This is a genomic window from Barnesiella sp. An22, assembly GCF_002159975.1.
In the GTDB taxonomy this organism is placed as follows: Bacteria; Bacteroidota; Bacteroidia; order Bacteroidales; family Barnesiellaceae; genus Barnesiella; species Barnesiella merdigallinarum.
In genome coordinates this window covers 55,433-69,773 of the sequence record NZ_NFJR01000002.1, presented here as the reverse complement: position 1 = coordinate 69,773, position 14,341 = coordinate 55,433, and the positions used below count along the sequence as shown (strand labels likewise).

10 protein-coding genes and 1 tRNA gene are annotated in these 14,341 nt (G+C 50.1%); 2 read left to right on the top strand and 9 right to left on the bottom strand.

Translation table 11 applies throughout. The annotated features are described in order from the left end of the window. Positions 1-4: 4 nt before the first annotated feature. Entirely contained in the window at positions 5-730 is a 726-nt protein-coding gene (locus B5F38_RS02870; protein WP_087407824.1) for a hypothetical protein, read from the top strand. A gap of 6 nt (positions 731-736) precedes the next feature. Here B5F38_RS02870 and ribF read toward each other — a convergent pair whose 3' ends face one another. Both ribF and B5F38_RS02860 read right to left on the bottom strand, forming a co-directional pair. Further along, positions 737-1,660, bottom strand: coding sequence for a riboflavin biosynthesis protein RibF (gene ribF, locus B5F38_RS02865; RefSeq protein WP_087407823.1), 924 nt, complete (start codon positions 1,658-1,660; stop codon positions 737-739). Beyond that, positions 1,657-2,292, bottom strand: coding sequence for an HAD family phosphatase (locus B5F38_RS02860; protein WP_087407822.1), 636 nt, complete (start codon positions 2,290-2,292; stop codon positions 1,657-1,659). Before B5F38_RS02860 ends, ribF begins: the two co-directional genes overlap by 4 nt. A gap of 278 nt (positions 2,293-2,570) precedes the next feature. Between B5F38_RS02860 and B5F38_RS02855 the strand changes: the two genes are divergently transcribed. Then, positions 2,571-2,644 (top strand) — tRNA-Ile (locus tag B5F38_RS02855). A 199-nt stretch (positions 2,645-2,843) separates the two neighbouring features. Here B5F38_RS02855 and B5F38_RS02850 read toward each other — a convergent pair. The 7 genes from B5F38_RS02850 to B5F38_RS02820 all read right to left on the bottom strand — a co-directional run bounded on the left by B5F38_RS02850 (position 2,844) and on the right by B5F38_RS02820 (position 14,096). Beyond that, complete coding sequence (locus tag B5F38_RS02850; RefSeq protein ID WP_241147794.1) at positions 2,844-4,265, bottom strand: Gfo/Idh/MocA family oxidoreductase; 1,422 nt, start codon at positions 4,263-4,265, stop codon at positions 2,844-2,846. Between the two features lie 88 nt (positions 4,266-4,353). Beyond that, complete coding sequence (locus tag B5F38_RS02845; protein WP_087407820.1) at positions 4,354-6,615, bottom strand: putative Ig domain-containing protein; 2,262 nt, start codon at positions 6,613-6,615, stop codon at positions 4,354-4,356. 87 nt (positions 6,616-6,702) lie between these two features. Further along, the gene (locus tag B5F38_RS02840) at positions 6,703-7,449 is read right to left on the bottom strand and encodes an endonuclease/exonuclease/phosphatase family protein (protein ID WP_087407819.1); all 747 of its coding nucleotides are present in this window, start codon (positions 7,447-7,449) and stop codon (positions 6,703-6,705) included. Between the two features lie 11 nt (positions 7,450-7,460). After that, a complete protein-coding gene (locus tag B5F38_RS02835; protein WP_087407818.1) occupies positions 7,461-8,198 on the bottom strand; it encodes a GDSL-type esterase/lipase family protein in 738 nt (245 codons plus the stop codon). A 7-nt stretch (positions 8,199-8,205) separates the two neighbouring features. After that, the gene (locus B5F38_RS02830; RefSeq protein WP_143240891.1) at positions 8,206-9,042 is read right to left on the bottom strand and encodes an endonuclease/exonuclease/phosphatase family protein; all 837 of its coding nucleotides are present in this window, start codon (positions 9,040-9,042) and stop codon (positions 8,206-8,208) included. 31 nt (positions 9,043-9,073) lie between these two features. Further along, positions 9,074-10,732 (bottom strand): RagB/SusD family nutrient uptake outer membrane protein, encoded by a 1,659-nt coding sequence (locus B5F38_RS02825; protein ID WP_087407816.1) that lies wholly within the window; start codon positions 10,730-10,732, stop codon positions 9,074-9,076. 28 nt (positions 10,733-10,760) lie between these two features. Beyond that, complete coding sequence (locus B5F38_RS02820) at positions 10,761-14,096, bottom strand: SusC/RagA family TonB-linked outer membrane protein (protein ID WP_158096829.1); 3,336 nt, start codon at positions 14,094-14,096, stop codon at positions 10,761-10,763. Positions 14,097-14,341: the final 245 nt, after the last annotated feature.

The following is a 14,341-nucleotide window of genomic DNA, read 5'->3' as shown; positions in this document are numbered from 1 at the left end:
GTCTATGCAGAAGAAGTTCTGGAAGGAGTATACCTCGCCGATGAGCCGCATGCGTCAAGCCTGGGGCTTCGGTATCCACTCGCCCTTTGCCTTTCGTCTCATCACGAAGGTGATACGCGAGAAGGCCCGTTATTATGCCTACGACGATGTAGAGGCAATAGCTCGTGCTCGTGTCATTGATGCCCTTCAGCGGCGGCAGAAACGGCAGCGACGGCTCATCTCCAAGAGCCGGGGGCGTCTCTTTTTTCGGCTGACCAACTTCTTCCGGCCCGACGACATTCTCGAGATAGGCTCTTCGTGGGGCATCTCGTCGCTCTATTTGCGGCTGGCCGAGCGTTCGGCACGTCTGACGATAGTCGAGCCGAATGCCGAGATTGGCAGTTTTGCCGAACAGCTCTTTGCCGAGGCCGGCGAGCAGGCCGAATTTGTGCGGGAACCTCATGCCATTGCACTCCCCGATTATCTGGCCGGTGAGCACGAGGGTTTCTATATCGTGGTCAATCGTCTGCCCAAGGCTCAGTATCGGGCGTTGCCCCGGTTGCTCGACCCGGCGCTCGACAAGCCTTCGATATTGATAATCGACGGCATTCGCCGGAATAGTGCGGTGAAAGAGTGGTGGGAGTCGCTCCTCAAGGACGAGCGGGTGCGCGTGACGGTCGACATGAAAAATGTGGGGTTTGTCTGCTGCAATCCCAAACTGAACAAACAGGATTATCAGGTATCGTTGTAAGGGGGCCTATTCGGCCAGAATTTTGCGGATGGCGGCCTCGTCGGCTACCAGTTGGGCCTGCAGTGCCTCGATGTGGGCAAACGTCTGTTCGGGGCGTATATACTGCACCAGCTCCACCGCTAAAGCCTCGCCATAGAGATTGCCTGCGAAGTCGAAGATATTGGCCTCGATACAGTAGTCGTTGGGGCGGTTCAGGGTAGGGCGGTTGCCGATGTTGAGCATGCCGCCGTAGCGATGTCCGTCGGCCCGTACAATCCGCACGGCATATACCCCGTTTGCCGGAATCAGCTTATCGGGGTAGTCGATGTCGATATTGGCCGTGGGGAATCCCAGCTCGCGCCCCACATGAAAACCGTTCACCACATGCCCGTGAAGCGTATAGGGGTATGACAGCAGGTGGTTGGCTGTGGCCAGGTCGCCCTGCAACAGCAGCTTGCGAATGATCGACGAGCTCACCGGCCCGGCGTCGGTCACCAGCTCCTCGGCGTGTAGAATCTCCATCCCCAGCTCCTTGCCATATTTCACATAGTCGTCGAATCCCTCGGCCCGATTGTGACCGAATCGATGGTCGTAGCCGATAATCAGCCCCTTGACCCGGTACTGCGACGACAGCACCCGAAGGAAGTCGAAGGCCGAGAGCATGGACATCTCGCGGGTAAAGTCGAGAAAAATCACGCGGTCGACACCCGTTTGCCGCAGCAACGCCTCGCGTTCGTCGGGCGAAGTGAGCAGGCGAAACGGCACCTCGGGGTGCAACACCTGTTGCGGGTGCGTGCGAAACGAAATCACGGCCGATGCCAGTCGACGTGCAGCCGCTTCGGCCTCGACCCGGGCAATCACGGCCCGGTGGCCGCGGTGCACACCGTCGAATACGCCCAGCGTAGCAAACAGCGGTTGGTTCGGAGCTATGTCGGTCGGTCGGGTGGTCATGGGCGAGAGTTGAAAAAGTCGATAATGCCGCAGTCGGGCGTTACGAGATGAGTCTTGAATCCGAGAGCCGCGGCGGCATCGAGGTTCTTTTGCGAGTCGTCGAAGAAGAGCGTCTCCTGCGGTACGATGTGCGACGAGGCAATCACCTTCTCGAAAATCTCGGCATTCGGTTTGCAAGCTTTCAGCCGGTAAGAGAGGTAGATGTCGTCGAAATAATCCTCCACCGTCAGCCCCTCCTGGGCAAAACAGTCGGCAATCTTCGTATCGAACATGATGGGATTGGTGTTACTCAGCATCATCACCCGGTAGTGGCTGCGCAACCGGCGCAACAACTGCAGACGCTCGACGGGGATACCTACGAGAAACGCGTTGATGGCATCGACGATGTCGCGGTCCGACACCCCGTCACGACCGATGCGACGGTGCATGTAAGCCAGAAAATCGGCCGCCGATATTTCGCCGGCCTCCAGTTTCATAAACTCGCCCTGCTGGCCATACAGCCCCAGCATGTTGGCCGCCTGCGTGTCGCCCAGCGCCGCCAGCGCATCGACGCACTGCTGTTGGTCGAGGTCGATAATCACCCCGCCCAAGTCGAAAAGCAAATTGTGAATACCCGTCAATGAAGCCTCCATAGCTCTACAAGTTAAGTGATGCAAAAGTAGTGAATTTTGTGCAGCTATCGGGTATTTGTAAAGAGAATTTAGTACATCCGGGCCTGTTGCCGGGAGGCCCTGGCCGCTTCGATTGCACGATAGGCAGCCGTCGGCAATCCTCGACTCAGCCGCAATATCTGTCGTTGAACTCTGCCCGGACTCTATCGTCGCGATATTTTCGAGAAAAAACGGCAAAATATTTGTGGCTTTCTATGAAAACCGCTATCTTTGCACTCGCTTACGGAAATATCCGTGCCGGTCCTATAGCTCAGTTGGTTAGAGCATCTGACTCATAATCAGGGGGTCCTTGGTTCAAGCCCAAGTGGGACCACAACTTCAGAAAATCTATCAGGCGAAGCTCCCGCAGAGTTTCGCCTTTTTTATTTTGCCTCGTTTCGATACGCTCTCAAAAAATAGGCCGGGAGCATTGTCGCAATGTTCCCGGCCTGGTATCACTTATCTATCTTTCGAAAACTCAATTCTCATGGTTGAGCTCTACTTCACGTGTATGAGAAAAACATGTTTTGTCGTTACATATCTATCCGTTTCTTGAGTACCCGGCTTTTTTCAGCCAAGAATCCCATGACATGGCTCTCGATAGAGAGGTCGATTGTACTGGTTAGATAAGACGCATCGCGATTGGCTACGGCCAGCACAAAGTCTTTCACAATACCGAAATCGCCGCCGGCATGGCCTTCGTATCCCGGCAAGGAAGAAATATCCTTATTCCATACCAGTTGTTTACGGGTGAGAAAATCGGTAACGGTAAACTTCTTCATATCACCCTCGATCCATCCTTTTGTTCCCATAATGCGGGTCAGACGACCACCGGTTGCCGTGAATGCCTCCATCGAGAAGGCTCCGGTTATGTTGCCGTCGAACTCGAGAGAAGCTACGAAATGGTCGCACTGGTCGTTGTTGCAGCGGTAGACGCATTGTCCATACTCCGATGTTCTCAACTTTTCCAAAATGAGGCTGTCGTATTTCCGGTTGTGACAATCATTGTCGGGTATATCGAAAACATACAGGAACTGACGCTGTTCCAGATAGATTTTTTTTGCGGAGTAGGGGCATTCCGATTCTACCGGGCAGTCGAGACACCGTTCGGTAGACCCCTCGGGTGCATTCTCCCGCTTAAACAACTTCAACCCGCCATAAGCCGAAACCGACTTGCAGGGCTTGTTGACAAGCCACCGCATCATATCCATGTCATGACACGACTTGGCAATGATAATAGGCGTAGTATCTTTCGAACTCTTCCAGTTACCCCGCACATAAGAATGAGCCATGTGATAGAATCGGATACACTCCATATGCTGTATGCTCACCAAATCGCCAATCTTCCCCGAGTCGAGCACCTTTTTTAGAGCAATAAAATAGGGTGCATACCGCAACACATGGCAAATACCCACAATGCGGTCGTACCGCTTGGCATACTTCAAAATATCGGTACACTCTTTAATCGATTGTGCTACAGGCTTTTCCAATAGCAAATCATAACCTGCAGCCATCGCTTTCAAAGCCGGTGCATAGTGCAGGTTATCGGGGGTTGCGATAATCACGGCATCGGCAAACTTTGGCCGACTGAACACTTCACTCCAATCGTCAAAGCAATTTTCATCGGGTATCTGGTACAGATTCTTCATATACTCCTGTCGCTCCCGATTTATATCGGCAACACCCACAATCTTGAGCGATTTGGGATAATGCTCGGAGTAGCTGGCATACGTGCGACCACGGGCACCAGCCCCAATGACAATGGCCGTTACCGGCTTGTCGACCACGGCTTCCTGGCTCTCCAAATCCGATTCAAGCAGTTTGGCCAAATCGTCCGAACCGGCTGTGGCCGAGCCATTCAACGACTCTACAGTCTGCGATATGGCCTTGAAATCGGATAGAGCGGCAGCAACAGTCGTTGCTCCCATCAGCCTTAAAAATTCACTTCTTTTCATGTTCTAACACTACAAAAATAAGCGACGGCCCCGATATCCCGGACTAAAAGAAGATACCGGGGTCCGTCGTTAGAAAACCAAATTACTACTACTTCTTCACGATAAAAGGTTTGGTCAATCGACCTTCGTCGGTCGACAATACCAGATAATAAACACCTTCAGGCATATCGACTGTCGAGATAGCCTCGTCGATTACATCGCCATAGAATGCCTTGCTCCATACGCTGGTACCCAACGGAGTCACAATGTTGACTTGAGCCCGAACGCTCTTACCGAAGCTGGCCTTCATGGTTATTTCGCCATAAGCCACTGTGGGATATAACTGGAATGAATCGGCGCTTATACCCTCTATGCTACTGGGATCGTCGTTGGAAAGTATCATTTGCAGTTCCAGTTCATCGTCGCAACCCGACGCACCGGTAGCTTTCACCGTAAAGCTGTAAATGCCCTCTTCATTCGACTCGGAAGGAGTTCCCGAAATAAGTCCTTCGGGCGACAAGGTAAGGCCATCGGGCAAGGCCCCACCAGTAAGCGCACATGTAATACCCTCGCCCTCTATCTCGAGTTGGAGCGAATAGGGATAGCCTATATAGGCATCGGGACAATGGTCGGTCACGATAAACACATCGCAGCCTTCACCCGACTTGATAACCAGCGTGTACTCCTTCTGGATAGACGATGCAGCGTCCGATACCTGAAGCGTAAACGTGAACGAACCGTTCCGAGTAGGAGTTCCCGAGATAGCCCCGTCGTCGCTCAACGAAAGTCCATCGGGGAGTGCACCCTCGGTAATCTCAAACGACACAGCACCTTCGGTATTGTCGACAACGATATTGCTGTAATAGCGCTCACCAACGACTCCTGCTTCGAGAGTCTTGGTCTTCACCATCAGTACATAGGAATACAACACCGTGTACACATCATAATCGCCTACAAAAGGAAGCGTGAGGTCCACCCCATCGAAAACCGTAGAACCGTCTCGATGATGCCCCGTTACATATACTTTATCACAATCGGGCGACATGGTTACGCACCAGGCTACCTCGTGCTGGTTGGCGTTATCGGGAGTAATGGTCTTTTCAAGTTGTACCAGTTCCCAAGTTTCACCGTCATATTTAGCAAAGTAGCCATCATGGCCTTTGCAAGTATACTCCTTAGACTCGCCGCGGGGATTCATGTTCACGGCCGTTCCGCCTTTGGAACCATCGCCATTTATATTACCGGCCACATACACATCGTCGTTCTTGTCGATGAACAGAGCCTTTGCCTCGTCGCGACCGCTTCCACCCAGGTTCATACCGTCCAGATAGGCTCCCGCAGGTGAATACTTAATCAGGAACGAATCGAAATTTCCATTGAACCCGAGAGCCGGTTGTCCCTCAGGAGTAACAGCCGATTGGCAGTGCCCCCAGATATAAACATTCCCTTGAGAGTCGGAATCGATTGAGCGAGTATCGATACGGTTGGAGTTCTTTACATGGGTAATCCACTGTCCCACACCCTCGCGAGAGAGTTTGGCCACATAAGTATCCTGGGTAGACTCACCGCCTATGTCGGTTGTAATAGACTCCCCATCGGTACCGGTGAGGGTAAACGAAGAACCAAAACGGCCGGTAAGCAGGATATTCTCGTCTTTATCCAGTTTCACGTCCCAGCCATAAGAATATTTGGGGCCAAAGCCTGCAATAGCCCACTGGCATTCCAGCGAACTGTTGTAGCATGCCAAAAAGGTGCCGGTATCAGTTCCACCAATAGTCACGCTCTTTCCGTTTCCGAAATCGGTCTGTCCTATGGTCGAACCCGTCACGTAGATAAGGCCTTCGCTGTCGGTAGCAACCGAGTTACACAGAGAAGCTCCCGTACCTTTTATCACGGCCGAGTTTTTATAGGTTCCGTCTTTACCATAGACTACAATGCAGGCATCGGTCGACTGAGTAGCACTCCAGGTCTGGTCGGTGCCATCGATAGTTACGTCGCCCGCAATTTTGCCCACGGCCACAATGTCGCCACCCGAGGTAACCGCAATGCGCTCAAACGAATCGTCTTTCGTACCACCGACTACTCGAGCCCACTGGAAATTCAGTTCGGCATCATATTTCACAAGAATAGCGTCCATACCGCCACGGCCTTTTACCATCGTACCGTTGGTAAACTCCACATTTCCGCGGCAAATACCCGAAATATAATAGTTGCCGTCGGCATCGGTCAACGAGCTGTACGGCTCGTCGGCCCCCGTACTACCATACGAAGCCGCCGTTTCAAACTTGGCATCTTTGGCCATAGCTTCTCCTACACAAAATAAGGGAAGCAATATAATTCCTGCTCCGATGTAAATTTTTCTTAGTTTCATAACTCCATGTTTTTAATAGTAAATAATTTAGACGACGATTAAAATTAAACTGAGAATAAGACAATATGATACTCTTTTGGTTTCCTGTTATTTGGCCAGCTCGAGTGTGACCATGATCGGAAAATGGTCCGACAAGGTGTTGTCGGAAAACACTTTTGTTTCCTTGACTACCCAGCCACTCGACGGATAATAGCCTATATGGTCAAAGCCCTCGCTGAAAGCCAGAGTCCACACGCTCGACAGTTCATTTATCTCGGCCGTACCCACACGGCGGTTCATATCACCAGCCAAGAGATACCACTTGCCCATTTGGGGGATACGGGCCACCTCTTTAATCTGAGCCATGCCGTTATCGAGATTGGACATGTCGAGATGGGTGTCGACAATCGAGACCTCGGTTCCATCGGGCAAAGTAATATCGGCAATAGCGGCACAGCGCTGTTCGGTTCCGGCAGCACAAGGCAACATGATACGACGGGTCTCGTCGAAACTGTACTTGCTCAGAATGGCATTGCCAAATTTTCCTCCGTAGCAACTTTCGAGGGTGACGTAGAACATGCCCTGATACCCTGTAAGAGCAGCCAGTTCATTGAGCATATTGATATTGTTGTTAATTGTTCTCGGCTTATTGGCTCCCGAACGGTTGGTATAATACTCGACCTCTTGCAAAGCCACGATATCGGGATCTTGAGCCTTGATAAAGGCCGCAATATCGGCCATCGGGGCATCGTACCCCGCATGAATATTGAACGACATGATTTTAAGTTGAGTCTGAGCCGACACACTGCCCCACAGACACACACTCAGCAAAATGAATATAAATTTTTTGGTCATAATTTTAATTTTCAATTGTTTAAAGAATATTCTCGAGCTAATACATCGTAAATGGTCGATGCTATTAGCTGGTTACCTTCTATGCCGGGATGAATCCCGTCGGGAAATAAGTCCTGATGTCCTTGCAATGCAGTGTGCAGATCGATTACGGTGAGACCTTGAGTTTCGGCTACCCGCTCAATGGCAGGAATAATCTCGGAGGTAATCACCCCGTCATCGGCACCAATCGAATTGCTGTATGCAATTGCCGGAGTACACAGGAAAACTCTGGGCCGGGTAGACAGGCTGCGAAGCTCGAGCACGAAATCGGTCAAGTCGGACTCAAATTCCGCCCCGTGATTGGGCCAGTTGATCGACCGCGAATCGTTTGTTCCAAACTTGATAATGACAATGTTGGGGAGAAAGGCTTTTGCATTGGTAAACTCTTTGGTGTTCCAATAGGGCTGATTCCCGTTTTTCAGCAGGGTAGTACCGCTACAGCCAAAGTTGCCTACCTCGAAGTTTTCGCCCAGCATATTGCCCAGTAAGGCCGGATAACACTCTTTTTCCCGGTCGTTCAAGAACTGTCGAGCTCCGTAAGTAATACTGTTGCCTATGCAAGCTACTTTCCTGACCGACTCGATGACTGGCGGACGATCTCCTTTGGGATAATCATCATCTTCTCCCGAACAGCCAACAACAACTACAGCCAAAAGGGTAAAAGCCAGTACACAGGCGCCCCATGTTCTATAACAACTGTATTTTTTCATCTTTTCTCTATTTTAATCCTATTCGCAAAAACAAAGCCTTATGATTCGATACCGTGGCATCGCCTTTTACCATTACCGTCTGTGTTCCCCAATTTTGAGAAAGAGGGGTGAGAATGTAATCATACCTTGATACAGGCTCATCGGCAGGATAGGTATTCTCTGCTGCAAACTTGCAAGAACGACGGTATTTTGTTGTCAAGATATTGAGGACATTCCCCGACAAGTCCTCATGAATAGAGGCACAGATGACAATATTCTGTTTCACTTGGTCGGCATAAGCAGCCAGAGCCTCGGCCTGGCGAACCCTTTTGCTGGCATCGTTCCGATCGAACTGACAAGTAGCTACAAGAACCGTCTCGCCCGATTTCAATTCATAAGGCATGGTGAGTAACACCAACTCATTGTTCAAATTCACCTTATTAGTTCCATAAAAGCACTCTCGCACAAAAAGAGAGACACCGGTTTCGCCACCATCTTCACGCCCGGTCGAGGCAAATACGCCCTGCCTGCGGTTACCCTCTTTGCTGCACCGATAGGCAACATCGGCCACCAAATTGGTCTTGCCGGTACGGGTAGTCCCATAATCGACATCTTGCAAAGCCACCACATCGGTATTGTTTCCTTGAATAAATGCGGCCAAAGGTTCTACCTGGTACGAGCCTGAAGCCATACCCCTATTGGCGCTCAATGACAACAAAGAAAATGAACGGTCCCCGGCCAAGGTTACCAGAGATTCTTCACTTTCGGTTTCATCCGGCCCAGATAAAACTGGGTCGGACGAACCGCAAGCTGTCATTAAAAGCACTCCAAACAGGCATAAAATGAATTTACAATGAGTTCTCATATAAAAGATAGTTTAATGATTCTCAAATAGATTACCACCCGGGATTATTGGGCAACAAATTAGGGTTGCGCTGCGTTTGGGTAAACGGTATGGGCCACAGATAATTCTTCTCGGCCAAGAAGGTGCGGCCTTCCATCAGAATCAGATTCCCTTCGCTATCGGTAGGAATATCTTTTACATACTCATATTCACTCGCAGGCACGGTGCTTTTGCGCATGCCGGTCACATCTTTGGCCAGCAGGTCGCCCTGTTTCCAACGCATTAAATCGAAGTAACGCTCGCCCTCGAGAGCCAGCTCAACCCGACGCTCGCGGCGAATCTCATCGCGCAAGTCGAGGCCATAGGCTTTCAAAGTAGTCAATACCATCTTGTCGGCTCCCACCCGGTCGCGGAGCAGATTGATCGACTTGTCAATATCGGGCTGGGTAATAGCGTCGCCACGCATCTCCTTAGCCTCAATCCAGTTGAGCAAAACCTCGGCATAACGCATCAGCGGGATTGCATTCTGGTCTTTGTTATAGCGCGAAATAGCCGAGAGCTCTACAAATTTGGTAAAATACCAGCCGGTTGTCGTGCGGCAACTGGTTGCCGAGTTGGAGAACTTGGGTTGTTCATAAATCGTTTTTCCGGGATATCCGCCCCATTCAGCCCCGGGTTTCAAGATAGTCTGAGCCATACGGGGATCTCGGTTGTTGAAGATGGCTTCGTGGGTATTCTCACGATAACGGCTTGCCGGGATGGTTATAGGCAGCCCGTTGCACAGATAAGCATCCATGAGCGAACGAGTAGGCGCATAACGAGTTTCTTCGTTGGGCACCTGCAACTCACGGCTGAGGTTATGGGTCAACCCGGCCTCCTCGCTATACAGACGGGTAACGATAAACTCACGGTTGCTTTTGTTTGTTACCGGGTTGGCGGCAAGGGTAAACAACTCGTGGTAGGTCGTCTCGGGGTTGCCGTTGTCATACAACTTGTGGAAATTGGCGGTCATCACTTCCTCTGCTGCAGCAACAGCATCGTCCCAACGTTCGTGATACAGGGCAAAGCGCGACTTGAAAGCCCATGCGGCCTCCTTGGTAGGACGTCCCAATTCGGTATCTTTCAAATCTTTGGCATAGGGCAATGCCGTAGCGGCCAATTCATACTCATTGAGAATCCACTCAATCAGAGTCTCTTTGTCGGTACGCGAGCCGTACAGAGCCTCATCGCCTACATCGATGGTATTGACAACCAAAGGCACATCACCGAAACAGTTGACCAAGTAACTATACAAATAGGCTCGCATGAACCGAGCCTCACCGGCATAGCGCTCCCGAATCGAAGCCGAAACCTTCTGAGCCCGCTCATAGTTCTCCAAGAAATGGTTGCAGCGTCTTATCCCGTCATAGTCGTTGGTCCACTCGGAGTTAATAACCGACAAATCACTTGTAAAGTTACCGCTCCCGAGCGTCTTGTACTCCGACGAACGTTCACGAAAAACATTGTCGCCGAGAAATTCCATATCGACACTCATGTTTTTCCCCCGCAGGTAATTGATGCAGGCATTTGAAGCCAGTATCAGATGCTCCTCGGTCTCCCAGTAAGTCTCGTCGGTGAGCTCGTCCAAGGGTATCCTGTCGAGGAACGAATCGTTGCAGCCCGACCATACCAACATCGAGCAAAGTAAAATAGCTAAATATCTTGTTTTCATATATGCTTACTGTTTATATCATCGATAATTATTTGAACGTAATACTCAACCCAACTGAATAAGAAGAGGTAATGGGATAGTAGCCTCCATCGCTTACTGGGATTTCGGGATCATACGACGGGAAGAAATCGGTAAGAGTCCACAAGTTCTCACCCGAGAAATAAACTCTTAAATTCTCGATGTGCAATTTGGATATGATCCCTTTGCGAGGAATGGTATAGCCTACCTGCAAGTTCTTTATTCTCAAATACGAGGCATCTTCAATCCAGAAAGAGGAGAACTCGTCGCGGTTATAGGTCTCGTCATAAGTAAAACGCGGATACGAAGCATGGGGATTCTGGTTCTCCCAAGTCCAACGGTCGAGATGGGCTTTTTGAGGATAGTTGGCCAGTTCGGTAAACGCATGGCGACCCATACCTCCGATATAACCGGCACACTTGCCTACCCCTTGCAGCAACAGGCTGAAATCGATGCCTCTCCAAGCGGCATTGAGCCCGATGGTATAGTTGTAACGAGGTATCGAACTGCCTATATAGCAGCGGTCATCGGTAGGGGTAATTTTCCCGTCGCCGTTCAAATCGACATATTTAATATCACCCGGCTGCACCTTGGTGCGATACTCCTCGATGATGGGTGTAGTAGGTTTGGGAGTATAGGTGTTGGTAGCGGGATCGTAGTTGAAATCGTCGACCGTATACAAGCCATCGGCCTTATACCCCCAGAAAGCGTCGATAGGATAACCCACGGCACGTATCTGGTCGCCGCTAAAGTCGTCGGCCGTATTGCCCACACTTACCACCTTGTTTTTCACATCGGAGAACGAAAGATTCACTCCATAGGTAAAATCCTTACCTATCTTGTCTTGCCACGACAGGGCTATTTCCCAACCTTTGTTCTGCACCTTGCCGGCATTCTGGTACGGCTCACTCACACCCAACACATCGGGGAGTTTCACCTTCAACAGAATATCATCGGTATTCTTGATAAAGTAGTCGGCCGTCAACGACAGTCGGTTGCCAAACAGGTTGGCATCCAAACCGATGTTAGTCATTCTTATCGTCTCCCACGACAATATATTGTTCGATGCCTCACTCTGTTGCATCGATGAGGTGATTTCACCGCCGATAGGCATATTCGAGGTAGAGGGCTTGATCAAAGCCATATAGGGATAAAGCGACGAGGTGTATTGATTACCCAAGGTACCATACGAAGCCCGTATTTTCAAATTGTCGAGCCAGCTACGGGTCGACTCCATGAACGACTCTTCGGACATGCGCCATGCCACCGAAGCTGATGGGAAATAACCTCCTCGACAACTCTTATGGAACCTCGACGAGAGGTCGTAACGCAGGTTGGCTTCAACCAGATAGCGGTCGTTGTAGTTATAATTGATGCGACCAAAACCCGAGCGAATGGCCCAGTGGTTGTCATAACCACTATTGGTCTGCAAATCGGTTCCGGCATTCAGCACATGCAAGTCGTTCGATACCAAGTCCTCCCGACTGGCATCCATCTGCTGGTACAATTGCCATTCTTGCGAGAAACCGGCCAAAATATGGAACGAATGCTTGCCAATGGTTTTATCGTAATCGGCCTGAGCCATCAGGTTCTGATAACGCTGGGCAATATCTCGCTGGCTGAATTTGCTCGTGTTCGAGGTATAGGCCAACGGAGTATCGGTGTCGGGATAAAAGTGCTGTATGATGTTTTGCTGCTGTTTGCGCAACACATCAACCAATCGGGTAGCATATTGTACCTTGGCCGTAAGACCTGTGATGATTTTCAGTTCTGCACTGAAATTCAACGAAGTTTCCCGTTTGTGATAGTTGATGAAACCGCCATCGTAGGCTTGTGCAATGGGGTTGGCCGAGCTACCGCCATACCCCCATTGTCCGTCGGTAAACTTGACCGGGGTAAGAGGCGACGAGCGCAGAGCCTGATAGAAAAGGCCCGAACTTCCGCTGTCGCTGGTGGCCGGAGTCCAGTTATCCACATCGGTATAGCTCATGTTACCGTTAATCGTTAATCGGTCGAAAAGCTCGGTATTCAGTTTCATTCTTACGTTGTTACGAGCTGCATGATACCCATTGCCAACCATAAGGCCCGAAGTCGTGAGGTTTCCATAGGAGAGATAATATCCCATTGTTTTATTTCCTCCGTTGATATTGACGTTATGTCCGTGTTGTGGGGCATAATCTCGGGTGATTTCCTTTATCCAGTTGGTATTGGCTCTGAAGTTGGGGTCGGTTCCGTTAATGATGGCGTCGATATCCTCCTGAGTATAGCCCCAACTCTTATTCACATTCGACGTAGCCTCCTTCAGCAAGGTAAGGTACTCGACCGCATCGAGCATTTCGGGCAGCGCCGTAGGAGTCTGCATGGCAAAATAACCATTATACGAAACTGTGGGTTTCACCTCGCGACTGGCTTTGCGGGTTGTAATCAGGATAACACCGTTTGCGGCTCTCGACCCATAAATGGCCGATGAAGCGGCATCTTTCAGAACCGATACCGATTCTATATCGTCGGGATTCAAGGTATTCATATCGCCCTCGACACCATCGATAAGAATAAGCGGGTCGGAATTGTTCAAGGTACCCACACCGCGTACCCGAATCGAAGAGTTGTTGTCGCCGGGGCGACTCGTTGTATTGACGATAGATACACCCGGTAGCAAGCCTTGCAAACCTGTTGTCACGTTGGCTATGGGTCGGTTGGCCAGCACATCGTGATCGACCGATACGACCGAGCCCGTCAAGTTTATCTTTTTCTGTACACCGTAACCTACGACAACCACTTCGTCCATCAGGTTGGCATCTTCGTCCAATCTGACTTCAATCGAACTTCCTTCGGTCACTGCAACCTCTTCCTTCTTGTAGCCTATCGACGAAACTACCAGCATAGCCTGGCCAGAAACATGATCGATCGTAAAGTTTCCGTTCACATCGGTCGAGGTTCCCACCGACGAGCCCTTAACGATAATACTTGCCCCGATAATAGCATCGCCGTTTCCGTCGACCACTTTACCCGAAATAGCCCGACTCTCCTTGGCCGTTTTCTGCCTGGGCAGAAGCACAACGACATTATCGACTTTCTTTTCAAAAGTAATGTTGGTTCCCTTCAACAACTGCTTCATCGTCTCCTCCAACGAGGCATTGTCGGTCTTGATTGTTACCAATTTGTCAAGCCCGTCCAACTCTACATTATAAAAGAAATTGTAATCGCTCGATCGCTCTATCTGCTTCAAGGCTTCTTTTAAAGGCTTCTCCTTGATGTCTACTGTAATCTGCGCCTGAATATTCCATGCAAAGAGCACAAATAGCGCGATACATAGTTTCCGCATCTTAAAATGGTGTGATTTCATACGTTTTTCATTTTGTCTTATTAGTAAAAAGGTACCTGCAATAATGTGTGTTATTCTCAAATTTTTTTCATCGTCTATTAGGTATACAAGGTGAGGGTGCCGATTATCCAAAGTCATTCCGAAATTAACATTCGTTATTGTTTGTGACCTTGTTCGTATCCCTCGAGCCTTCTGTCGGGAATGCCTATAAATCGCCCAGCCTTGATATAAATACCAAGGCAACTGTCCTCCCCCCCCCCTTGGGG